The organism is Pseudidiomarina salilacus (assembly GCF_047323925.1).
GTDB lineage: Bacteria > Pseudomonadota > Gammaproteobacteria > Enterobacterales > Alteromonadaceae > Pseudidiomarina > Pseudidiomarina salilacus.
Window position 1 is genome coordinate 692,842 of the sequence record NZ_CP178751.1, and the last position, 23,686, is coordinate 716,527.

The 23,686-nt window shown below is 50.5% G+C and carries 24 protein-coding genes; 7 read left to right on the top strand and 17 right to left on the bottom strand.

Annotation, left to right across the window (positions count from 1 at the left end; translation table 11 throughout):
• Nucleotides 1–79 precede the first annotated feature (79 nt).
• Nucleotides 80–904: a pyruvate, water dikinase regulatory protein gene (locus ACJ8W9_RS03270; RefSeq protein WP_411358467.1), complete on the top strand. Its 825-nt coding sequence runs from the start codon at nt 80–82 to the stop codon at nt 902–904.
• Between the two features lie 12 nt (nt 905–916).
• On the opposite strand, the gene ACJ8W9_RS03275 is transcribed toward ACJ8W9_RS03270, so the two are convergent.
• The 3 genes from ACJ8W9_RS03275 to htpX are packed head-to-tail and all read right to left on the bottom strand — an operon-like array spanning nt 917 to nt 4,024.
• The gene (locus ACJ8W9_RS03275) at nt 917–1,738 is read right to left on the bottom strand and encodes a DUF1338 domain-containing protein (protein ID WP_411358468.1); all 822 of its coding nucleotides are present in this window, start codon (nt 1,736–1,738) and stop codon (nt 917–919) included.
• Between the two features lie 27 nt (nt 1,739–1,765).
• On the bottom strand, nt 1,766–3,124 hold the full coding sequence (locus ACJ8W9_RS03280) for a class II 3-deoxy-7-phosphoheptulonate synthase (RefSeq protein WP_411360370.1): 1,359 nt from the start codon (nt 3,122–3,124) through the stop codon (nt 1,766–1,768).
• Between the two features lie 21 nt (nt 3,125–3,145).
• Nucleotides 3,146–4,024 carry a protease HtpX gene (gene htpX / locus ACJ8W9_RS03285; RefSeq protein ID WP_411358470.1) on the bottom strand — a complete coding sequence of 293 codons (879 nt, stop codon included), beginning with the start codon at nt 4,022–4,024 and terminating at the stop codon, nt 3,146–3,148.
• Between the two features lie 144 nt (nt 4,025–4,168).
• Between htpX and pepE the strand changes: the two genes are divergently transcribed.
• On the top strand, nt 4,169–4,879 hold the full coding sequence (gene pepE / locus ACJ8W9_RS03290) for a dipeptidase PepE (protein ID WP_411358471.1): 711 nt from the start codon (nt 4,169–4,171) through the stop codon (nt 4,877–4,879).
• On the opposite strand, the gene bioD is transcribed toward pepE, so the two are convergent.
• The 4 genes from bioD to bioB are packed head-to-tail and all read right to left on the bottom strand — an operon-like array spanning nt 4,831 to nt 8,520.
• Nucleotides 4,831–5,535, bottom strand: a complete 705-nt coding sequence (bioD, locus tag ACJ8W9_RS03295) for a dethiobiotin synthase (RefSeq protein ID WP_411358472.1) — start codon at nt 5,533–5,535, stop codon at nt 4,831–4,833. The genes pepE and bioD overlap by 49 nt on opposite strands.
• A 20-nt stretch (nt 5,536–5,555) precedes the next feature.
• Complete coding sequence (locus tag ACJ8W9_RS03300) at nt 5,556–6,326, bottom strand: methyltransferase domain-containing protein (protein ID WP_411360373.1); 771 nt, start codon at nt 6,324–6,326, stop codon at nt 5,556–5,558.
• Nucleotides 6,316–7,467, bottom strand: coding sequence for an aminotransferase class I/II-fold pyridoxal phosphate-dependent enzyme (locus ACJ8W9_RS03305; protein ID WP_411358474.1), 1,152 nt, complete (start codon nt 7,465–7,467; stop codon nt 6,316–6,318). The genes ACJ8W9_RS03300 and ACJ8W9_RS03305 overlap by 11 nt, the downstream gene beginning before the upstream one ends.
• Nucleotides 7,468–7,476: 9 nt before the next feature.
• Nucleotides 7,477–8,520 carry a biotin synthase BioB gene (bioB, locus tag ACJ8W9_RS03310; RefSeq protein ID WP_411358475.1) on the bottom strand — a complete coding sequence of 348 codons (1,044 nt, stop codon included), beginning with the start codon at nt 8,518–8,520 and terminating at the stop codon, nt 7,477–7,479.
• 104 nt (nt 8,521–8,624) lie between these two features.
• Between bioB and bioA the strand changes: the two genes are divergently transcribed.
• Both bioA and asnS read left to right on the top strand, forming a co-directional pair.
• A complete protein-coding gene (gene bioA / locus ACJ8W9_RS03315; protein WP_411360375.1) occupies nt 8,625–9,905 on the top strand; it encodes an adenosylmethionine--8-amino-7-oxononanoate transaminase in 1,281 nt (426 codons plus the stop codon).
• An 81-nt stretch (nt 9,906–9,986) separates the two neighbouring features.
• Nucleotides 9,987–11,387: an asparagine--tRNA ligase gene (asnS, locus tag ACJ8W9_RS03320; RefSeq protein WP_411360377.1), complete on the top strand. Its 1,401-nt coding sequence runs from the start codon at nt 9,987–9,989 to the stop codon at nt 11,385–11,387.
• A 12-nt stretch (nt 11,388–11,399) separates the two neighbouring features.
• Here asnS and ACJ8W9_RS03325 read toward each other — a convergent pair whose 3' ends face one another.
• On the bottom strand, nt 11,400–11,948 hold the full coding sequence (locus ACJ8W9_RS03325; protein WP_411358478.1) for a nitroreductase family protein: 549 nt from the start codon (nt 11,946–11,948) through the stop codon (nt 11,400–11,402).
• Between the two features lie 155 nt (nt 11,949–12,103).
• On the opposite strand from ACJ8W9_RS03325, the gene sppA reads away from it, so the two are divergent.
• From sppA to ACJ8W9_RS03340, 3 genes are read left to right on the top strand one after another with little or no spacing between them, the layout of a single operon-like run.
• Nucleotides 12,104–13,957 carry a signal peptide peptidase SppA gene (gene sppA, locus ACJ8W9_RS03330; protein WP_411358479.1) on the top strand — a complete coding sequence of 618 codons (1,854 nt, stop codon included), beginning with the start codon at nt 12,104–12,106 and terminating at the stop codon, nt 13,955–13,957.
• Between the two features lie 33 nt (nt 13,958–13,990).
• Nucleotides 13,991–15,010, top strand: coding sequence for an asparaginase (gene ansA, locus ACJ8W9_RS03335; protein ID WP_411358480.1), 1,020 nt, complete (start codon nt 13,991–13,993; stop codon nt 15,008–15,010).
• A 31-nt stretch (nt 15,011–15,041) separates the two neighbouring features.
• On the top strand, nt 15,042–16,385 hold the full coding sequence (locus tag ACJ8W9_RS03340; protein ID WP_411358481.1) for a sodium-dependent transporter: 1,344 nt from the start codon (nt 15,042–15,044) through the stop codon (nt 16,383–16,385).
• Here ACJ8W9_RS03340 and ACJ8W9_RS03345 read toward each other — a convergent pair.
• The 9 genes from ACJ8W9_RS03345 to fabG all read right to left on the bottom strand — a co-directional run bounded on the left by ACJ8W9_RS03345 (nt 16,382) and on the right by fabG (nt 23,685).
• Nucleotides 16,382–17,818, bottom strand: coding sequence for a bifunctional 2-methylcitrate dehydratase/aconitate hydratase (locus ACJ8W9_RS03345; RefSeq protein ID WP_411360380.1), 1,437 nt, complete (start codon nt 17,816–17,818; stop codon nt 16,382–16,384). The genes ACJ8W9_RS03340 and ACJ8W9_RS03345 overlap by 4 nt on opposite strands.
• 198 nt (nt 17,819–18,016) lie before the next feature.
• Complete coding sequence (locus ACJ8W9_RS03350) at nt 18,017–18,814, bottom strand: TatD family hydrolase (protein WP_411360382.1); 798 nt, start codon at nt 18,812–18,814, stop codon at nt 18,017–18,019.
• Nucleotides 18,815–18,839: 25 nt separating this feature from the next.
• Complete coding sequence (locus tag ACJ8W9_RS03355) at nt 18,840–19,166, bottom strand: PilZ domain-containing protein (protein WP_034729277.1); 327 nt, start codon at nt 19,164–19,166, stop codon at nt 18,840–18,842.
• A gap of 2 nt (nt 19,167–19,168) precedes the next feature.
• Nucleotides 19,169–20,122, bottom strand: coding sequence for a hypothetical protein (locus tag ACJ8W9_RS03360; RefSeq protein ID WP_411360384.1), 954 nt, complete (start codon nt 20,120–20,122; stop codon nt 19,169–19,171).
• Entirely contained in the window at nt 20,119–20,754 is a 636-nt protein-coding gene (gene tmk, locus ACJ8W9_RS03365) for a dTMP kinase (protein WP_411358485.1), read from the bottom strand. The genes ACJ8W9_RS03360 and tmk overlap by 4 nt, the downstream gene beginning before the upstream one ends.
• 1 nt (nt 20,755) lies before the next feature.
• Complete coding sequence (mltG, locus tag ACJ8W9_RS03370) at nt 20,756–21,769, bottom strand: endolytic transglycosylase MltG (RefSeq protein WP_411360386.1); 1,014 nt, start codon at nt 21,767–21,769, stop codon at nt 20,756–20,758.
• Nucleotides 21,745–22,536, bottom strand: coding sequence for an aminodeoxychorismate lyase (gene pabC / locus ACJ8W9_RS03375; RefSeq protein ID WP_411360388.1), 792 nt, complete (start codon nt 22,534–22,536; stop codon nt 21,745–21,747). The genes mltG and pabC overlap by 25 nt, the downstream gene beginning before the upstream one ends.
• A gap of 45 nt (nt 22,537–22,581) precedes the next feature.
• Nucleotides 22,582–22,821 carry an acyl carrier protein gene (gene acpP / locus ACJ8W9_RS03380; RefSeq protein ID WP_034729271.1) on the bottom strand — a complete coding sequence of 80 codons (240 nt, stop codon included), beginning with the start codon at nt 22,819–22,821 and terminating at the stop codon, nt 22,582–22,584.
• Between the two features lie 126 nt (nt 22,822–22,947).
• Nucleotides 22,948–23,685, bottom strand: a complete 738-nt coding sequence (fabG, locus tag ACJ8W9_RS03385; protein WP_411358488.1) for a 3-oxoacyl-ACP reductase FabG — start codon at nt 23,683–23,685, stop codon at nt 22,948–22,950.
• Nucleotide 23,686: the final 1 nt, after the last annotated feature.

Sequence of the window (23,686 nt, forward strand, 5' to 3'; positions counted from 1 at the left end):
TGATGATGGCTCATCATTTTACACGCTAACGCCGAAAAGGTTAAGATTCATCAGGCATTTCTACGCTGAGAAACCATTCATGAGAACAATCTTCTATATATCTGACGGCACTGCACTGACAGCTGAAGCTTTCGGCCGCGCCATGTTATCGATGTTTCCGGTCAAGGTGGAGCACAAAACCATTGCTTTTGTTGATAGCGTGGAAAAAGCGCAACTCGCCGTTACCAAAATCAATGCAGCGCATGCAGCATCAGGCGCACGTCCGATTATTTTCCATACCTTTGTTAGTTTGGATATAAAACGCGTCATCACCAGCTCCGAAGGTAGCTGTTATGACTTTCTCGATTACTTTGTCGAACCTATGAGTGCAGAGCTCGGGATTCAAGCACAGCCCAAAACGCACAGAACCCACGGTATTCAAGAAAATGGTGTACGTGATAGCTATGACAGCCGTATCGAAGCGGTCAACTACTCGCTTGACAACGACGACGGCAGTAACATTGCGGATTACGATCAAGCCGACATTATTTTGGTTGGTGTCTCACGTACTGGAAAAACCCCAACGAGTCTTTATTTAGCCTTACATTACGGCATCAAAGCGGCCAATTACCCCATCACTGAAGACGATGACATGGAGAATTTACAGTTACCTAAGGTGTTAAAGCATCAACGCCATAAACTCTTCGGTTTAACCCTAGAACCGCAACGGTTACATGAGATTCGCAGTAAACGTCGCGAAGGCTCACGCTATGCATCGATGCAACAATGTCGCTTTGAGTTACAAGAAGTGGAGAAAATGTACCGCCGAGAAGCGATCCCTTTTCTGGATTCAACGCGGTTTTCAGTAGAAGAGATTGCCGCTAAGATCCTCGCCGAGACGAATCTTGAGCGGCATCATTATTGAGTGCTAACGCGCCTAAGCGTCGCTGTTCTGAGCAGCGGCGCGTGCATCGGTGCTCTCAAAGATTTTATCGGCAGAAGCTGCCACAAAACCTGTGTAGAGTTTATTCGGTGCAACTTCGTAACGCTTAGCGAACTCGTAGAAGCAGCTTGGAATAACTTTTTCCATATCACTAAAACGCACTGGCGTATGATCTGCCATGGTCGAGGACTGTTCCAGATAAACTGCTGGTGAACCTTTAATCTCACCACCTGAACTATTGAGTCGGAAGCCAGCGTTTTTCAACGTTTCGTTCACTTGCTCAAGTGATGCATAATCAGGCAGTTCGTTCACATTTACGGTAAAGTGATTGGCACGGAAACCAAAGGCTGCCATCCATGCGGCGTATTCACTTTCTTCAAGTAAACGTTCATAGTCATTGCTGCTGATTTGCCAGTGCGTACCAGAGTACAAAAACTCTGGTTGCTGAACCGCCGCTGCATCAATCTGTTCAACCAACTGCTTCACGATAGCTTGCAGTTCAGGTGAGAACTCTTCGACCAAAAGCTCGCTGATGAAAATTTTCGGTAAACGCGGGTCGGCGTGCTCAAAATGCTTCGCCTGCAAACGTTTAGCCTCAAACGTATAGTCACCCGCCGCAACGTAACCCATAGCTTCAAAGTGCTTAGCAAGGGTTTCTAAGCGTACTGGCGATAAATTAAAAGTACGGAAGGCAACGTGGTCGTTGATAATGTCGCGGCCTTGGCCCAACACTTCATGTACTTTTGCTGCCGATGGCGTAAGTTTGATGTAATCGTTCCAAAGGTTTTCAAAAAATTGCTCAACCTGCTGTGACATATACTACTAAACCTCGAAAATGTCGTGTTATCCGCGGCCTTGACGTGCCTCACGGAGTGAATCTGCAACCAAGAATGCTAATTCCAGTACTTGGTCTGCATTCAAACGCGGATCGCACTGGGTACGATAGCGCTGCGTCAAATCCTGCTCACTAATCTGATAAGCACCGCCGGTGCATTCAGTTACATCTTCGCCAGTCATTTCGAGATGCACACCACCTGGGTAAGTTCCCTCGGCTTGATGCACTGCAAAGAACTGGCGCAGTTCCTGATGTATGGCGTCGAAGTTACGGGTTTTCAAGCCGTTTTCAGCTTTCACCGTATTGCCATGCATCGGGTCACTCGACCACACCACATGCCGCCCTTCTGCTTTTACGCGGCGCACTAGCGCTGGCATCGCCTCAGCAAGCTTGTCAGCACCCATGCGCGTAATCAGCGTCATGCGACCCGGCTCATTGTGCGGGTTAAGCGCATCGAGCAAGGCGATCAATTGATCAGGTGTTGTGGGCGGACCTATTTTAACACCAATCGGGTTGTGAATACCACGCATAAACTCAACGTGCGCATGGTCTAACTGACGTGTCCGCTCGCCAATCCAAACCATATGCGCCGAACAGTCATAAGGCAGTCCGGTCAAGGTATCAGTGCGCGTCAACGCTTCTTCATACGGCAACAAAAGCGCCTCATGCGAAGTGAACAATTGAGTCTCGTGAATGGTCGCATTGGTTTGTGCAGTAATACCCACCACTTCCATAAATTTCAGCGCCGATTGAATTTGCTCAGCAACTTCCAAATACTTTTCTTTCAGCGGGTTTGCAGCGACAAAACTCATATTCCACTTATGCACTTTGTGCAAGTCGGCTAAACCACCTTGGGCAAACGCACGGAGTAAGTTCAAGGTTGCCGCCGAATGGTGGTAAGCCTGCAACATGCGTTGCGGATCGGGTACCCGCGCAAGCTCGGTGAAATCAGAGCCATTAATGATATCGCCGCGATAGCTTGGCAAGCTAATACCATCTATGGTTTCTTCGTCGCTCGAACGCGGTTTGGCATACTGACCGGCCATGCGCGCAACCTTGGTCACCGGACACGAACCAGCAAATGTCATCACAATGGCCATTTGCAGAATAACTTTGAAAGTGTCGCGGATTTTCGGCGCATTGAAGTCGGCGAAAGACTCAGCGCAGTCGCCGCCTTGCAAAAGAAAACCATGCCCTTGGCTCACTTTACTCAATTGTGCGCGAAGTGAGCGAATTTCTTCAGCGAAGACCAGCGGCGGAAAGGTTTTGAGTTGTTGTTCAACCTGCTGCAGCTGTGCTTTGTCAGTGTAATTTGGTTGCTGCTGGATAGGCTTCTCACGCCAGCTTCGTGCACTCCAATGGGTCATGGTATTCCTTATCTACTACTTTTATCGTTTCAGTTGTTGCAAAGCTGCAATGCGTTTTTCGAGTGGAGGATGGCTCATAAACAGCTCACTCGGACGCCGTTTACTCTGGATTCCAAAGGCTGCCATGCTGCCATCTAGTTGTGATTCATGCGCATTTTGCAAACGTCGCAACGCCGCAATCATTTTTTCAGGGCCGACTAACCGCGCAGAACCTTCATCCGCGCGGAATTCGCGCTGACGCGAGAACCACATAACGATAATACTGGCTAGGATACCAAAAACAACCTCTAACACCATGACAATGCCAAAATAAGCGAGACCACCTAAACCGCGGCCATCTTGCGAGTTACTCCGTGTGGCATTATCAATAATTCCGGCAATCACCCGCGCAAAGAAAATAACAAAGGTATTCACCACCCCTTGAATCAGGGTTAAGGTCACCATATCACCATTCGCAATGTGGCTAACCTCGTGTGCAAGCACCGCCTCGACTTCGTCTTCATTCATGTGCCGCAGCAAACCTGTGCTTACCGCAACCAGCGAGCTCTTCTGACTCGCTCCCGTGGCGAAAGCGTTGGGTTCAGGTGAATCATAGATAGCGACCTCAGGCATCGGTATGCCTGCTTGCTGGGCTTGCCGCGCGACCGTTTGCAGCAACCAGCGCTCGGTTGCGTTGCGCGGAGTCTCAATGGTCTGTGCACCCACACTGCGTTTCGCCAACCATTTCGACATCGCCAGCGAAATAAAAGCACCGCCGAAACCAAACACCGCAGCGAATACGAATAAGCCAGTGTAACTTGAGGGATCAAGTCCGAACGCTGGCATGACCAAGTTCATGACCACCCCAAGGACCACCAAAATCGCTAAGTTTGTGGCTAGAAAGAGAACGATACGTTGCATGATCAAGTTACCTCATAAGACCATTAATACGGCTAGATATGGGAACAATTGTACCGCATATCAATCGCTAAGCGGCGGTTTTTTTGTTACGCTAGCGAGCCCAAAAACGATCGTGATGAATTCGCAAAAACTGGACCCGTTGCTATGCAAAAATTACTTCTCTGCTCCAGCTCTAAAGCTGGTGATAGTGATTATCTAGCCCCTGTTATTCCTTGGTTACGCGAGCGCGTGCCGGCACCGGCTAAAATCGCCTTCGTTCCCTTCGCAGGTGTGACCATGAGCTACGCTGAATATACGCAGCGCGTTGCTGAGAAACTAACACCCTTGGGCTACGACATTATCAACTTGGCTGCGCAAGATGACGCAGTCGCAACGTTGACGGCAGTGGACGCCATCTTGGTCGGGGGCGGCAACACCTTTCATTTACTCAACGAGTTGCAACAGCGCGGACTCGTAACCCCTTTACAAGCGGCCGTGCAAGCGGGTACCCCTTACATTGGTTGGAGCGCCGGTTCTAACATTGCTGGCTTATCGATTCGCACCACCAACGATATGCCAATTGTCGAACCTCAGTCATTCAACGCCCTGAGCTTTCTGCCTTGCCAGTTGAATCCACATTACATCGACAGCCATCCTCCCGGATTTCATGGCGAAACCCGTGATCAGCGACTGGCGGAATTTACCACCGTTGCACCGAACACAGCAGTCATAGGCCTTCGCGAAGGCTCTGCCTTATGGGTTGACGGTAACACAGTGAAACTCTGTGGCGCTGCCTCTGGGGTGCTATTTCTTGGCAATGACAAACATCAATTACCAGCAAATAGTGACATTAGCGCTTGGCTTTCAAGTAAGTAGCTAGCGAGCTTGGCACTGTCGGCACTGGGTTCAAACGGCAACACACCCAAGCAAGGTGCCGGCAGTCGAGCCTGTAAATAGGCTAGATTTTCATGTTGATGAGGCATGGCTAATGCTTGAGGTTGATTACCGATCCAGCCGACCAACTCGGCACCACTTTGTTGAATAGCTGCTGCAGTAAGCAGCGCATGATTGATACAACCGAGTTTCAGACCCACTACCATTACCACCTTGACACGCGCCGCAACCGCATAGTCCGCTAAGGTTTCCACCTCGTTGAGCGGTACTAACCAACCGCCGGCACCTTCTATCAGCAAAAGATCATGGGGATGTTGCGCCAAACGTTGTTGATGGCGCAGCAACTCAGCGACGCTTAACTTGATACCCGCTTGCTCAGCTGCGATATGAGGTGCTATCGGCGCGGCTAAACAGATAGGATTCACTTCCGCATAAGTAACATTACGTGCGTTCATAGCAAGTTCAAGTTGCAATGCATCACTGTTCCGCAGACCATTTGCTGTAGCCACTGCGCCAGCCGCAACTGGCTTCATTGCCAGTGTCTTCACAGCGCTCTCTGCTAAACGATAAAGTAGCGCCGCAGCAGCCATCGTCTTGCCAGCATCGGTATCTGTACCCGTAACAAAAACACATGTCATCTTGCATTTTCCTCAATCAGCTAAGCTTGTTTACGCGCCTGTACTAGGCCAATTTGCCAACGCAACGGCAGCATTCCGGCGTCGTTGCGGTACTGTTCCATGACCTGCTCCAACTGCGCTAAGCGCTGTCGACCCAGATAACTCGCTTGGGTGCGTGCCGTGTAATTGGCACCGATGCCTTTTAGATCGCGCAGCATGGCGGTCACCGAGGGGTACGCTTGCGTCACCTGCAACACAGAAGATGAAGCCTGCCACGGCAGCAGTTCAAGGTGTTGCTGAAGCACTTCCGCTGTAAGCCAACGGTTATGGCGCACCGCGCCGTCAACTTCAGCAAAACACTCATTCAATGGCCACATTGAACCAGCTAGCACCGTCGAAGCGAGTAACTGGCCGTTGGCCGCTAACACGCGGTGCCATTCCCGCAACAACACAGCATTGTCATTCGCCCACTGCATCGCCAGATTCGAGTGCAAACAGGCCACGCTCTCGTTAGTTAAAGGTAAGCGTTCCATATCAGCTAAAAGCCAATCACCTGGCTGTGACTGCTGCGCAACCTCGAGCATGGTTGGGGCAATATCAAGTCCAATATATTGACCCGCAGTGCCACGCAGCGCCGGGGCATGATGGGCTGGCCCACAACCGACATCAAGCAGCACTCCGCATGTGGGTTGTAACTTCGCTAATAACCGTTCAGCAATCTGTCGTTGCAGGCCGTCATGTTGGGTATAACTGTGGGCAGCGCGTGCGAAATACCGAGCAACTCGCGCTTTATCGTAATGGCTATGGAGCATCTAAGGCACTCGCTAAAGCATCAATCAGTCGATGAATATGGACTTCGGTGTGAGCTGCAGTCAGGGTTAAACGCAATCGCGCGGTTCCTTCTGGCACTGTCGGTGGACGTATCGCCGAGCACCAAATCCCTTGTGCACGGAGCTTGGCACTGACCGCTAGCGCGCGTTCATCGGTACCCAAAACCAGCGTTTGAATAGCATGTGCACTTGCACTCACAGGAAGTTCTCGCTGTTGCGCCAGTTCGCGAAATAAACGCACATTAGCGGCCAAGCGCGAGCGCAACTGTTGACCTTCCGCTTGGCAAATCACTTCGACCGCGGCACTAATAGCAGCAGCTTGCGCGGCCGGCATTGCCGTCGAATAGATGAGCTCTGGACAATAATTGATTAAATAATTTGCGGCGTCAGCGCTACAGGCAATGGCGCCACCGGCGACCCCACAAGCTTTGCCAAAAGCCAATACCAGATAAGTGGGTGCTTGTTGCATTAGCTCAACGATCCCGCGACCCTCATCGCCCAGCACACCAAACCCATGCGCGTCATCAAGCCACCAATCTACTTGCGGCCGTTGATGCTGTAACTGTGCATAATCGGTCAGCGGCAGTTGGTCACCATCCATACTAAAGACGGACTCAGTCACCACCAGCTCACAGGTTCCTTCCGACCCAGGCGTCATCGTCTGTAACTGGTTGTGACGAAAACGGCGCCAAGATTGACCGCTTTGTTGCGCGCCAGCAATGATTGACGCATGGGCTAAACGATCCAACCACAGTTTGTCGTACAAACGCCCTAACGTGGCAAGGCCGCCACTATTGGCCGCAAATGCCGAACCAAACAACACTACCGCCTCATAGCCGAGGAATTCTGCTAATTGCGCGCTGAGCCGTGCATGCTCGGTTTGATATCCGGTCACTAGCGTTGAGGCACGACTACCGACCGTTGCCAACGAACACCAAGCAGCACGCACCGCTGGGTGCGTACTTAAGCCTAAGTAGTCATTACTGGAAAAATGCAGATAACGCTGTCCGGCAAGTTGCAGTTCACTGGCAGTGCTGGTAACAGTTGTCAGCTGTCGACAGCGCTGGCGTTGCTGACGACTGGCTAGCTGCGCCTGTATTTGCGCTTGAACTTTTGCTTGCACCGGCTTCCCCTAACGCGCCTCGTAGTAGAGGGGCGCAGTATTCTGCTCGTGCACCGCATCTTCAAGGACGGCTTCATGCACTTCGTCGGCATAGCCTTCGTGTGCTAATGGCGTAATGCCAAGTCGCGCAAATAATTGCTGATCTTTGTTGGCTTCCGGGTTTGGCGTGGTCAACAAGCGCTCACCGTAGAAAATCGAATTCGCGCCAGCGAAGAAACACATCGCCTGTAGCTCGTCGGTCATGGTTTCCCGTCCAGCGGAAAGCCGCACAAACGACTGTGGCATCAGAATACGCGCCACGGCAATGGTGCGCACAAACTCTAATGGGTCCAAATCGTCAAGCTCCGCAAAAGGCGTGCCTTTGACTTTTACCAGCATATTCACAGGTACGCTTTCAGGATGTTGTGGCAAATTCGCTAATTGTTGTAACAATCCAGCACGGTCATGACGAGTTTCGCCCATGCCAACAATGCCGCCAGCACAAACTTTCATCCCCGCATCACGGACGTTGCTTAGGGTATCAAGGCGATCTTGATAGGTGCGGGTGCTGATAATTTCACCGTAAAACTCTGGCGAGGTATCAAGGTTGTGATTGTAATAATCCAACCCGGCTTGCTGCAGTACCTTCGCTTGCTCTGCACTAAGCATACCTAAGGTCATACAAGTCTCGAGACCAAGCTCCTTCACGCCTTTAATCATTTCGATCACATAAGGCATATCACGATCTTTCGGATTACGCCACGCAGCCCCCATACAAAAGCGCGAGGCACCTTGTTGTTTCGCCGCTTCCGCTTCTGCCAACACTTTCTCTACGGCCATGAGACGTTCACGATCGACATCGGTACGATAATGCGCGCTTTGTGGGCAATATTTACAATCTTCTGGGCAAGCACCGGTTTTAATCGAGAGTAAGGTGCTCACCTGAACCTTGTTCGGATCAAAATGCGTACGATGAACCTGCTGTGCCGTAAACAGCAAATCATTCAGTGGTTGTGCAAATAGGGCTTCAATCTCTTCACGCTGCCAATCATGACGGATGGGTTGCTTGCTCATCTGAATTCTCTTGTTTTAAGTGATTTTATGCTCGGAAAGGATACTGTGATCCGCTACACTGTCAACTTTTAACAGGTCTTATATCTTACGTTTGGTTACTTTTTATGCAGTTGACTGATTTGCAATTTGACCGTGAACACATTTGGCACCCTTACACCTCACTCAAGGACCCACTTCCCGTTTATCCCGTCACCGCGGCAGAAGGCTGTGAGTTGGTCTTGGCTGATGGCCGCCGATTAGTCGATGGTATGTCTTCTTGGTGGGCGGCGGTGCATGGCTATAATCACCCGTATTTGAACGCAGCGCTGCAAACGCAACTGCAACACATGAGTCACGTCATGTTTGGCGGCATCACCCACCAACCAGCGGTCGATTTATGTCGACGCTTGCTTAAGCATGCACCAGACAATCTGCAACATGTATTTTTAGCTGATTCAGGCTCAGTCAGTGTAGAAGTTGCCATTAAGATGGCGGTACAGTATTGGTATGCGCAGGATTGTCCCAGCAAAAACCGGTTAGCGACCATTCGCGGCGGTTATCACGGTGATACGTTTGCCGCAATGTCAGTGTGTGATCCAGTCAATGGCATGCACGCGCTGTTCCAAGGCAGTCTGCGGGAACAATTGTTTGCGCCAGTTCCACAACTGACGCCTGACGATGACTGGGATCCGCGAGCCCTCGAGCCCCTCGAGCAATTACTGGCATGCCATCAACATGAGCTTGCGGCTTTGATTCTGGAACCTATTGTGCAAGGGGCCGGCGGTATGCGCTTTTACCATCCCGATTATCTCGCGGGAGCTGCGGCGTTGTGCCGCGAATACAAAGTGCTGTTGATTGCCGATGAGATTGCCACCGGCTTCGGGCGCACTGGCACTTGGTTCGCGTGTGAACACGCCCAGGTCGCGCCAGACATTCTTTGTGTTGGCAAAGCACTGACCGGTGGCTATATGACGCAAGCCGCCGTGCTGTGCAGCGCTCATGTCGGTGCGGTGATTAGTCAGGGGCCCGCCGGTGGTACCTTTATGCATGGCCCAACCTTCATGGGCAATCCACTTGCTTGTGCTGTTGCCAACGCAAGCTTGCAGTTGCTGGAGCAAAATCAATGGCAACAACAAGTGCAGACTATCCAGCAACAGTTAGTGGCCGAACTCACGCCGCTACAGTCACTGCCGACAGTGGCAGACGTGCGTTGTTTTGGTGCGATTGGCGTGGTCGAAATGCATGCGCCGGTAGATGTAGCGAGAGCTCAGCAGGCATTTGTCGAGGCCGGCGTATGGATCCGCCCGTTCGGTAAATTAGTCTATCTGATGCCGCCGTACATTATTACCGCTGCGCAACTGACGAAATTGACCGATGCGATTGCGGATCTTGCCCGCCAGGCGTGATTTTCGCTTGAGTCTTAAGCAAAGCAAGGTAACATAGACGCACTTTTTGACCTTTGATTTTAACAGGGAGTTTTAACACCTATGCCCTTCGCAACAGTTGTCGACGTTTTAGCGGGAAAAATCGCTGTTGGTGAGCAAGCCACCGTCCGTGGTTGGGTGCGTACTCGGCGCGATTCTAAAGCCGGTATCTCATTCATTAATATCCATGACGGTTCATGCTTTGATGCTATTCAAGCTGTGGTGCCGAACGAACTCGACAATTATGAGAGCGAGGTATTAAAACTCACTACTGGAGCCAGCGTGGCCATCACTGGCACCGTTGCTGAATCAGCTGGCAAAGGTCAAGCATTCGAGTTGCAGGCGACAAAAGTCGAAGTCTATGGTTTCGTTGAAGACCCGGATACCTATCCGATGTCGCCAAAGCCCCATTCGATGGAGTACCTACGTGAGTTTGCTCACTTACGGGCGCGTACCAACGTCACTGGCGCAGTGATGCGAGTGCGCAACTGTCTTGCGCAGGCCTTGCATCGCTTTTTCCATGAGCGTGGCTACTTATGGGTGGCAACCCCTATCCTCACCGCCTCAGATGCTGAAGGCGCTGGTGAGATGTTCCGCGTCTCAACATTGGATCTGATGAACTTACCACGCACTGATAAAGGTGACGTAGATTTCAGTAAAGATTTCTTTGGAAAAGAATCATTTTTAACCGTTTCTGGGCAACTAAACGTGGAAACCTATGCCTGTGCATTGTCGAAGGTTTACACCTTCGGGCCAACCTTCCGTGCCGAAAACTCGAACACCAGTCGCCATTTGGCAGAGTTTTGGATGGTCGAACCAGAAGTTGCGTTTGCTGATTTGAACGACATCGCTTATCTCGCCGAAGACATGTTGAAGTACTGCATCAACGCCGTGCTCACCGAGCGCGCCGATGATATGGCGTTTTTCCAACAGCGCATCGACAAAGGCGTCATAGAACGTCTAGAAAAAGTGGCGAGCAACAAATTCGTGCACATGGACTACAGCGATGCGATTGAGATCTTGCAAAACTGTGGTAAGAAGTTCGAGTACCCAGTTAGTTGGGGCACCGACTTGCAATCAGAACACGAGCGCTACTTGGCCGAAGAGCACGTCGGCGCACCTATCGTGATGAAGAACTATCCAAAAGATATTAAGGCCTTTTACATGCGCCAAAACGCAGACGGAAAAACCGTGGCGGCAATGGATATCTTAGCGCCAGGTATCGGTGAAATCATCGGTGGTAGTGCTCGCGAAGAACGTCTTGATCTGCTGGATGCACGCATGGCGGAAATGGGGCTTGATGCTGAGCATTACAGCTGGTACCGCGACCTACGTCGTTACGGTACCGTGCCGCATGCTGGGTTTGGTTTAGGCTTTGAGCGTCTTGTCACCTACGTGACCGGTATGACCAACATCCGTGATGTCATCCCCTTCCCACGAGCGCCAAAAACCCTCGATTTCTAATCCCGTGAACGCTTAGCCATCGGTAAATTTATTGCCGATGGCTTTGCTCGGTTTGATCGGCGTTGGCACCAGCGGTGTACCAACATATAAAAAGCCGACAATCGCATCGTCTGGCTTGCCCCCAAGTGCCGCTAATACCCCAGCATCTTCGGCAAACCAACCGGTGCGCCAAATCGCTCCTAAGCCCTGCGCGAAGGCTGCTTGCTGCAGTAACAAGGTCGCACAAGCAGCACTAGCAAATTGTTCATCTCTCGGCACTTTATCATGCGCTTGATAGTCCATTAAGCACGCAATCACCATTGGCGCACGCAGCGGCAATTGCGCCGCACGCTCAAGCTGCAGCGCATCATCGCCACGCGCGCGCGCCGCTGCCACAAAGATTTCAGCGAGCCGCGTTAGACCAGCCTCAGCAAAGGTCACAAAACGATAGGGCATCAACTCCATGTGATCGGGTGCTCGCGCCGCTGCTTGCTGCATTAATGCAAATTGTTCAACCGTTGGTCCCGGCGCAACCAGACGCGGCATTGATGAGCGGGTGGTAAGTAATTCGATGGCGTTCATGAGGCTCCTACTATTCGCCAGTGAAAGACAATTCAATAACGCTGCTAGCTTAGCAAATGATCACGCTCTGTTACATTGTCGGACTAGTTTCTTCAATAAATCTTCAGTATTCTTCATCCTTAGCTAAAGTAAGATTGTAAAAAGGACTCCAACCGATGAGCGGTATCGTCAACGTATTTAAAAAGCTGTTTGGGCTAATCAATGGCATTCGCAAGCTTATTCTGAATGTTATTTTCTTCTTATTACTGTTCATTGTAATTGGCGTGATGGTTGCAGAAGAAGAGCCCATTGTAGTGCCTGACAATGGCATGCTAGTGCTGCAGTTGAACGGCGCATTGGTTGAAGAAGAAACTTGGGTCGATCCGACCGACCGCTTCATCAACGAAGCCTTTGGCGCCGGTAGCAATGCACCAGAGACGTTATTAAGCGATGTCATCGAGAGCATCGAGCGCGCCGCTAAAGACGATCGCATTAGTGGCATCTACCTCGATCTTGCTGGCTTTGCTGGCGGTGGTATGAACAAGATGAAGTTAGTAGGCGATGCCCTGCTCGCTTTTCGCGAAACGGGTAAGCCTGTATACAGCTACGCCGACTATTATTCGCAATCACAATATTACCTTGCCGCACATGGTGATGAAGTGTATCTCAACCCGCTCGGTGCGATGATGTTTGAAGGCATGGGTGGCTATCAACTGTACTTCAAAGAATTGCTCGAGAAATTAAAAATCAGCACCCATGTATTTAAAGTGGGCGCGTATAAATCAGCGGTAGAACCCTATACACGCACCGATATGTCGAGTGAAGCGAAAGAAGCGAACGCTGAGCTTTATAATGCCCTTTGGCAAGATTACATTGCCACTATTGAACAGCTCCGCGACGTTGATGCCCGTTTGCTAAGTGGCAAAATGGACGACTTCAAAGCGGCACTGAACGAAAGCCAAGAAGATATGGCGTTGTTGGCGAAAAACGGTGGTTTGGTCGATGACCTCCTGACCCGTGAAGCGTTCCGCACGCAACTTATTAATCTTACCGGTTTAGACGATGACGAAACCAGCTGGCGCAAAATCTATCATCAAGACTACCTTGATGCCGGTCTCGCAAACGCAGCAGAAGATCAAGCGGAAAGTGATGGCACAATCGCCGTGGTTGTTGCCCGTGGCATGATTGTCGACGGCTTTCAACGCCAAGGCATCATCGGTGGTGACAGCACTGCTGCGCTGCTGCGTAAAGCACGTTTAGACGATGACACACGTGCGGTAGTGTTGCGTATTGATAGTCCTGGCGGCAGCGGATTTGCCTCTGAGGTGATCCGCCAAGAAGTACTCGAGTTGCAAGCAGCAGGTATTCCAGTGATCGCTTCAATGTCATCAGTAGCCGCTTCTGGTGGTTATTGGATCGCTGCTAGCGCTGATGAAATTTGGGCCACACCGACAACTATCACTGGTTCGATAGGCGTGTTCGGCATGTTCTTCACCATTGAAGATGCCCTCGCCCACGTTGGCGTTTACAACGACGGCTATCACACCACAGAAATGCCACTAATGGACATTACCCGTCCGTTAACGGATGAAGGTAAGCTGATCGTGCAAACCTCGATTGAAAAGTTCTATCGTGACTTCGTAACCATGGTCGCTGAGAGCCGCGACATGACTTACGAACAAGTCCATGAAGTAGCGCAAGGTCGTGTCTGGACCGGTGCCAAAGCGCAAGAACTGGGTCTGGTTGACGCATTAGGCGACTTTGATGAAGCTGTTGCCGCAGCGGCGGCGGCGGCGAAAATTGAAAACTATGACGTGCGTACGGTCACTCCAGACATGAGTGCACGTGAGCTATTCTTGCAAGATCTGTTCGGACAAGCACAGGTTTTCTTGCCTGATAGCGCGACTCAACGTACCATCGACCCGATTAAGCAACAGCTCATGGGTGTCTGGCGTGAAGCGCAAGTACTGTCGAATTTCAACGACCCGCAAGGAGTTTACTTGTTGTGCGAAACGTGCCCGATGCCCTAAGTCCGCAAGCGCGAACTTAGTTAAGGAATCACGATGACCACAACCACGCGTAAGCGCATCTATGTCGCCTACACGGGCGGCACTATCGGCATGCAGAAATCGGCGCAGGGCTATGTTCCTGCGCCCGGTTTTTTAACCCAATGTGTCAATCGCATGCCTGAATTCTTCCGTGAGGAAATGCCGCTTTTCACTATCCATGAATACGCACCTTTGATGGATTCATCGGATATGTCACCAGAAGACTGGCAACGCATCGCTGATGATATTCAAGCGAACTATGCGGACTACGATGGTTTTGTCATTTTGCACGGTACCGATACCATGGCCTATACCGCATCGGCACTGTCGTTCATGTTCGAGAACCTAGCCAAGCCCGTTATCATCACTGGTTCACAGATACCGCTGGCGGCATTGCGCTCTGATGGCCAAACCAATCTGCTCAATGCGCTTTATATTGCGGCGAATTATCCAATTCACGAAGTGGGATTGTTTTTCAATAACAAGCTCTTCCGCGGTAACCGTGCCACTAAAGCTGATGCCAATGGCTTTAATGCCTTCGACTCTCCCAACTTTCGTCCGCTGCTCGAGGCTGGCATTCAGATCAGCGTAAAGGCTGGTACCATCAAAGCCATTGAGCAAACGCCGCTGCGCGTACGCGGCGTATCACCACAAGCAATTGGTGTCATTACCTTGTACCCTGGCATAGCACCCGTATTGTTTGATCAACTGTTGCAACAGCCCGTACGGGCCCTCATTATGCAAAGCTATGGGGTTGGCAATGCCCCCCAAAACGCCCAGCTATTAGCAAGCATTAAACGAGGTATCGACGCTGGCGTGACAGTGTTAAACTGCACTCAGTGCTTTAAAGGTAAGGTCAATATGGAAGGCTATGCGACCGGCAATGCCTTGGCCGAAATTGGCGTGGTCAGTGGTTATGACATGACGATTGAAGCCGCACTCACAAAATTACATTATTTGCTGGCGCAAGATTTACCGCGCAGCGAACTAGAACGACAATTACAAACTGATCTGCGCGGCGAGCTTTCCGCGTAAGCAACTAAAAACGATAATAAGAACAAATACTATGGCTGCATCATCTCCAGCATTTTCATCTCGTATTGGCTTTATTCTGGCCGCCGCCGGTTCTGCGGTTGGCGTTGGTAACATTTGGGGCTTCCCTACCCAAGCTGCTAGCAATGGCGGTGGCGCATTCTTACTGGTTTATCTAGTGATGATCTTAGCGCTCGCTTATCCAATGCTGGTTGCCGAACTGACCATAGGCCGCATGCGTCAGCAGAATCCCATTGAGGCACTTAGAGCACTCAGTGACAAACCATTCTGGCGACTGTTTGGTGCTACCACCGGGATTATCGCACTCATAGTGCTGTCACTTATTTTGAGTTTTTACGCTATTGTTTCTGGCTGGCTACTGGCCTATATGCTCGCGCCTTTAGCTGAGTTATTTGGCTTTCCAGAGGCCGCAACATGGCTTACGGGCTTCAGTGTTGAGCGCAACCTAGTGATGATGGTGCTGTTTATGCTGCTCACCATTCATGTCATCCGCTCGGGTGTCACCAAGGGTATCGAACGTTGGTCAACGCGTTTGATGCCATTGTTGTTTGTGCTACTCATTGGCATGGTCATTTATATTCTGACCTTGCCGGGTGCCAGCGATGGTTTACGCATGTATCTGACCCCAGACTTTGACCGCGTGCTTGATCCCAATCTCATCGTTCGTGCGATGGGTCAAGCGTTCTTCTCATTGTCCATTGGTGCAGCCTGCATGATGACCTACGGCGCTTACTTATCAAAACAAGAAAACCTGCCCAGAACAGCCGGCTGGGTCGCAGGCTTGGATACTACTGTGGCATTTTTAGCGGGCTTGTTGATTCTGCCGGCCATGTTTGCCGCACAACAACTAGGCGTAGAAATTTACGCCGCCGATGGTAGCCTGCTCTCTGCAGATACCCTTGTATTCAATGTACTACCGGCAATGTTCGATTCCATGGGAGCTGCTGGGTTGTGGGTGGCTTTGGCGTTTTTCGCACTGATGGTGATTGCCGCCATCACCTCGTCTATCTCAATGCTTGAAGCGCCCGTGAACGCCCTGCGAGAAGAGTCGGGACAGCCTCGTTCACGAACTGCTTGGATAGTGGGTGGTTGTATCGCCTTAGTATCAGCCGTCATCATCTATAACTTCGATGCACTCTTTGGCTTGGTAATCACAGTGACTACGGTCTACATGCAACCGCTAATGGGGCTGACCTTCGGCTTCATGTTGACCTGGATCTTACGGCAAAATTATTTACTCAAAGCGTTACAAGACGGTGCTCCAGACATTGAATCTTCGCTGTTTTGGAAGATTTGGCCTTGGTACGTCAAATTTATCTGCCCGGTTCTGATCTTGTTGGTCATCTGGCGCGGCTAAATCACCCACTGCGCCATAAACTCAGGCACGGGCATCTGCAACAACCGTTGTGGATCCGTGCCCAAATTATATAGCTGCTCGGCCCGCGCCACTGGAAAACGACTCCGCAAATGAGTCCGATATTTCTGCTCCAATACTGGAATACCTTCCTCGCGTCGTTGTCGGTGACCGATCGGATAATGCACTGTTATCTTGTCACTGGTCGTGCCATCGCGATAAACCAACTGCAAGGCATTGGCGATAGAACGCTTACTAGGATCGAGATAATCCGCGCTGAATTGCTTATCTTCGACCACTTCCATTTGCGCTCGCAAGCTGTCGATCTCTGGATGAGCGCGATGAAATTCATCCTCGTAGTGGTCGGCGTCAAGACCGCCAAACAATAGCCCCACCGCTACCACATACTGTAAACAATGGTCACGATCAGCAGGATTCGTTAGCTCGCCATCTTTGGCAATAATGCGCAGTGCTGATTCATGTGTGGTGATCACCACTTTCTCGATTTCTGTCGCGCGTTCTGAGTAGTCTTGGTGTAATTGCAAAGCCGCTTCAACCGCTGTTTGGGCGTGAAATTCTGCGGGAAATGACAATTTGAACAAGATATTTTCCATCACGTAACTCGCGTAAGGCTGCTTACGTTTGAGCGGTTTCCCACCCATACTGACGTCACAAAAGCCCCAAGTTTTAGCGCTTAACGCAGAAGGAATACCCATTTCGCCTCGCAGCGCAATATCCGCCAGCCGCACCGCTCGACCGCAGGCATCGCCAGCAGCCCAAGATTTTCGCGAACCGGTATTGGGTGCGTGCCGATAGGTTCGCAGTGCTTGACCATCCACCCAAGCGTGCGAAATGGCCGCCATAATCTGCTCACGATTGCCGCCAAGCAGCCAGGTAGCAACCGCTGTAGATGCCACCTTCACTAACACCACGTGATCAAGACCCTCGCGATTAAAGCTATTTTCGAGTGCTAGTACACCTTGGATTTCATGTGCTTTAATCATAGCTTCGAGCACACGCGCCATTTTCAGTGGTGCACGGCCAACGGCCATACGTTGTTGCGATACATAATCAGCGACCGCAAGAATGCTGCCGATGTTATCCGAGGGATGTCCCCATTCGGCGGCCAGCCATGTGTCGTTAAAATCTAACCAACGAATACAACAGCCGATATCCCACGCAGCTTTGTCTGGTTCAAGACAAAATTGCGTACCCGGCACTCGTGCACCGTGCGGTACTTGTGTACCAGCAACCAGAGGGCCAAGATGTTTGGTGCATTCGGGATAGCGCAATGCCAACATGGCACAGCCTAAGCTATCGAGCAGGCAATGACGGGCGGTCTGCCAGGCAAGTTCGCTCTCAACTTCATAATTGAGTACATAGTCGGCAATGGCTTGAATTTCGCTATCGTACTGGCGTTCTGCATGACTTGACATGCGCCTACCCTCCGCAGCTTAATTTATTGATTTTTGTAACATAAAAAAACGCTCGGGACCAAGAGATGAGTCCCGAGCCTAGGGGAATGGCTCAAGGGATTGAGCCGTGCGCTAACTCGATAAAATTCGAAGGTAAAATTCAGTGTAGTCAACAAAAAATTTTTTGCTAAATTTTTTTACGAAGTTTTCGCATTTACCTCAGGATAAAGCCTCGGGTGGTTGCACACGGTTGAATAATTGGTAGAAATTCGCTGTTGTTTGCGCCGCGACTTGCGCCAGCGTGATGCCTTTGATATCCGCCAAACATTTCGCGACATCGGCAACATAAGCAGGTTGGTTTTGTTGACCGCGGTGAGGCACTGGGGCTAACCACGGACTATCGGTTTCAATTAATAATTTTTCTAATGGCAAACGTTTGACCACGTCACGTAACTCACTCGCATTACGGAAGCTTGCGATGCCGGAAATTGAAATAAAGAAATCGAGATCATCAATGGCTTGCTTGGCCATTTCGTAAGACTCAGTAAAGCAATGGAGCACCCCACCACAGTTTTGTGCCTGGCCATTTTTTAAAATAGCCAAGGTATCATCACGCGCATCGCGGGTATGGATGATGAGGGGCTTTTGATATTTATTCGCAAGTTCGACATGAAAGGCAAAGCTTTCTTGCTGCACCGAATGACTCGCGGCATCGTAATAATAATCGAGTCCAGTTTCACCGACCGCGACCACATCGTCGGTTTTTACATAACTTTCGAGCATTTCACTTTGCAGTGGATGCTTAGCGATGTAAAGCGGATGTACACCACAGGAGATAGCAACTTGTGGAAACGGCGCAACGAGCTTTTGCATGCGTGGGAAATCTTCGAGCGTGACACCAATGCACAGCAATTGCTGTACTTTTGCTTGTTGTGCACGCTCGAGAACGCGCTCAATAGAGCCATCAAATTCGGCGAGATCAAGTTTATCAAGATGACAATGAGAATCGACAAACACAGCGACTCCTTAACGTCGTGTCGGTTTACATTGTGGCGGTAGGTGCACTCGATTCACCTAAGTGACCGAGTAAAGTCTCTATACGGTTGCGTAAATGCGATTTATCTTCAATGAACTGCACCCCAACGCCGCGTTGGTCTGCGCGCCCTGGCCGCAGGGGTGCTAACCACACCACCTTACCTTTCACCAGTGTTTCTTCTGCGTCGCCGGGTAATTGTACCAGTAAAGCGAGTTCATCCCCAATGGCATAGGGTTCATCGGTGGCAATAAACAACGCACCACTTTTAATAAACGGCATGTACAAGCGGCGAAGTTGTTCTTCTGATTTTAAGTGAATGCGCTTTGCTGCCATGGCTAGTGCCACCTCATCCATAATTCTTGTAATAACAACGGCCCATTTAAGCCGCTCTGTTCAGCTACCTGCTGACGCATAGCGTAACACAAATGCAACTGTTCGCTTAATTTAGTCATACAGAGATTATGTTGTCGCAGCCAATCTTGCAACGCTTGTTGTTGCTTTGCGAGCAATAAATGTTCTTGCGGTAGATTCTGCCACACCCGCATAAGTTCGTGAAGCAGCTGTTCTGACGCTAGTAACCAGCTTTGCCAGTTGTCTTTCGTTAAGGCTGGCCAAGCTTGTTGGCCCAATAAAGCCTGCGCTAATTCGCTGAGTTGGTGGGTTGGATACTCACCACTTTCTAACCACTTCAGCAACGCTAAAGGCCGCTGCGGATAGTTGCGTACCAGCTGTTGCTCATCTGCACTCAAAACGCGCTCTAACTGTTGCGCCAACCATTGTTCCAATAACTCTGCATCCGGTTGTGGTAAGCGATGCAGGCGCATACGACTACGCAATGTCGGTAGTAGCCGTTCGCTGCGCTCAGGCGTCACAATAAAGTAAGTGGCTTGCGTCGGCTCTTCGAGGGTCTTTAACAGGGCGTTCGCGGCTGTTACTGACATCTTTTCGGCATCATGCAGCCACACCACTTTCGCGCCGGCCTGATTTGGAGTCTGTTGTAACTTCGCCAGTAACTCACGAATCTGATCAACACTGATGGCTTTGCCATCAATGCTCGCCACTTGATAATAGTCTGGATGGGTCTTCGCTTGGTATAACAAGCAACTTTTACACTTACCACAAGCCCTGCCATTGGGCGCGTTACAGAGCAGCAATTTGACCCATTCTTCAACAAATTGGGCAATGCCTAAATCAGCTTGCCAAGGCAAACAATGCGCATGCGCTAAGCTCCCTTGTTGGTAGTCACGACTTATTTGCCGCCAAGGTTCGCGCAGCCAAGGTAAACTCATATGTCGGCACCTCGAGCAAAAAGTGCCTGCTCAAGCGCAGCTAAGAGTGCGCGGTGTACTTGTGGCATAGTTTGTTCGGCATCAATAACCCGAATAGTCGAATCCGCCGCAGCTATCTCGAGATAACGTGCGCGAGTGCGCTGAAAAAAGGCAAGTGCCTCTTGTTCGATACGATCGAGCTCACCGCGTGCTTGCGCCCGTTGTAATCCAATCGCAGGATCTAAATCAAGTAATAGGGTCAAATCAGGCGCAAAATCGCCAAGCACTAACTGTTTTAGTTGCTGCAACTTAGCATCTCCGAGTTCACGACCGCCACCTTGATAAGCGCGGGAGGAGAGATCGTGGCGATCAGCTACCACCCAAATACCTTTGTCTAGCGCTGGCTGAATCACATTCTTGACCAGCTGTACGCGGCTGGCGTACATCAGTAGCAACTCAGTTTCCGCCGAAATTTGTTCTTGCCATTGCTGCTTGACCAAATCGCGCAATGCTTCGGCCAACGGCGTTCCTCCAGGCTCACGCACTGTGGTGGTCGGAATGTGCTTGGCCTGCAAGTGATTGACAATACTCGCTATGGCTGAGCTTTTACCAGCGCCCTCTAAGCCTTCAACGACTATGAATTTGCCCTGCATATTAGTTGCTTATTCCTCGCTGATAGCGGTTTACCGCACGATTATGTTGTTCCAATGTTTCTGAAAATACGTGGCCACCTGAGCCATCAGCCACAAAGTAATAGAACGGTGACACAGCTGGCTGCGCGGCCGCGTATAAACTCGCCGCGCTCGGCATGGCAATCGGCGTGGGTGGTAACCCGTCAATTCGGTAGGTGTTATAAGGGGTCAGCTCACGCAAATGTGCACGCGTCAAATTGCCATCAAAGTTCTCAATGCCATAAATCGTCGTCGGGTCTGATTGCAAGCGCATGCCGGCATGCAAGCGATTGACAAAGACCGAACTCACCAGCTCGCGCTCCGCTTTCATGCCTGTTTCTTTTTCAATAATCGACGCCATGATCAGCAATTCGTAAGGGTCCTGCAAAGGCACCCGTTCTGAGCGTTGTGACCAAGCATTCTCAAGCCATTTTTGTTGTGTCAAAAATGCCATTTCAACAATAGTTTCAACTTTGCTTCCGGCATAAAAGCTGTAGGTATCGGGTGCCAGCGCGCCCTCTAAAGACGGCCATTGTGGCGGCTTCAGCCGCTGTTCCAACTGCTGCCATGCTGCCTTACTCATGGGTTCCAAATACGGATGACCATTCAGTTGCTGCAACCACTGAGCCAACGTTTGCCCTTCGACCAAAGTAATCTGAAACTTATGCTGGTCACCACTGGCGAATAACGACCATAACGCTGTCAGACTCATCCCAGGTTGGATGGCGTAGACACCCGCTTGTAATTGTTGCGGCTGACTCCAAACGCGACTGGCAAAGTACACAAGCTCGACCTCACCCTGCAACATATGTTGTTGCCGCATTTTACGGATGACGGACTTCATGTGCATGCCCCGTTCCACTTCAAACAAAGTGTCAGGGTCACTGATCTGCAGTGGCTGATGCGCTAGCCCATAGCTCCAGTAAGCCAGTGCTGCACCCGCCAGTGTTGCGAACAGGACTATCGAGACAATTAGTTTACGGATAATACACGCCACCAGTCATTGATTGCCTTAGGAAGGCTTACGTCAGATAACTTATGTTCGCCTATTTGACCAACGGGGCGCAAGCCTAAAACCGAGTTGCAGAGAAAAACTTGCTCCGCTTGCAGCAATTTATCTGCTTTGACTGCGACTTCGCTGACTTGACCAAGCGGCTGTTGCTCGATAATCAGCTCGCGTACCACGCCGCGAATACCGGCTTGGTCTAATTTCGGGGTATACCAATGCTGTCCATAACGGGCGAACAGATTGCTCGACACGCACTCAACCACATAGCCCTCACTATCACAGACTACTAGCTCATCAAGCTGGCGTTCCGCTTTTTCTGCACTAAGCATCACTTGTTCGAGGCGATTAAGTGTTTTTAGCCCAGCAAAAAAAGGATTGCGGCCTAGGCGTAGGTTGGCAAAGTCGACCTTGAGGGGCTGTTGTGATTGCGCCGGCACCGTATAGGCATGCTGAGTGATATACCAGTTGCAAGATTGATCGTCAGGCAGTCCATAACCGCGACCGCCCGAACCGCGTGTGATGATGATTTTTGCGATCCACACGCCTATTGGAAATTGCGCAAGGCAATGGCGCAGTTCCGACGCTTGGGGAAGAGCTAGTTTGAGTCGATCAGATGCATGTTGCAAACGTTGCCAATGGGTGTCCCAGCAGTGCGGGTGTCCATCAACGACAAGGCATGTAGTAAAATGACCGTCACCAAATTGTAGGCCACGATCGAGGGGAGTATCAGGAGAGTAACTACCGTTCAGCCACATACAAAAAAGGCGGAATCGAGGATCCCGCCTTTCTTTAAGCTTTGCTTAGTCGTTTGCGTGATTGGTCACGTAATCGATAGCTGATTGAACAGTTTTGATTTTCTCTGCTTCTTCGTCTGGAATTTCAGTTTCGAATTCTTCTTCCAGTGCCATGACGAGTTCAACAGTATCAAGTGAGTCAGCACCTAGGTCGTTTTCAAATGAAGCTTCTGGCTTCACTTCTTCTTCTTTAACGCCTAACTGTTCAACGATGATTTTTTTAACGCGTTCTTCAATAGTACTCATTTTTACAATGTCCCTTCATTTAGGTATCGAGTTCGAAATTGCGCTTAGTGTAGTGAATGCGGCTGCATTAATAAAGGAAAAAATTGCCGATTCACGAGAGGTCATACCCCTTCTTACACAAACCGCTTACACCATAGCTAGACCACCATTTACGTGAATGGTTTCGCCAGTAATATACGCTGCCCCTGGAGATGCTAAAAATACCACCGCAGCGGCTATCTCTTCAGGTTGCCCAAGGCGTGCTGCTGGGATATTGGCAAAAATAGCTTGTTTTTGCTCTTCAGTCAGCGCTTTGGTCATATCGGTATCAATAAAACCTGGTGCAACACAGTTCACGGTGATGCCACGCCCAGCCACTTCTTGCGCTAACGCTTTGCTAAAGCCACTGAGACCCGCCTTAGCTGCGCAGTAGTTGGCTTGCCCAGGGTTACCCGTGGTACCAACCACTGATGAAATATTAATAATACGGCCGAAGCGACGTTTCATCATGCCACGCAACACCGCTTTGCTTAAGCGAAATACCGATTTGAGATTGGTATCAAGCACCACATCCCAATCGTCGTCTTTCATCCGCATCAGCAAATTATCTTTGGTAATACCTGCGTTATTCACCAAAATATCGAGCTGGCCGTAGTTCTCATCGACCGCTTTTAATACCGCGGCCACGCTATCTGCGTCCGTCACATCAAGACGCATACCTTCACCATTGCCACCAAGGTACGCCGAAATTGCTGCAGCGCCGTTATCGCTAGTTGCAGTCCCGATCACCTTTACGCCTTGTGCAGCAAGCTGCTCGGCGATGGCTTTACCAATCCCACGGCTAGCACCAGTGACTAGGGCGACTTGTCCTTGCATCGTTGTCATA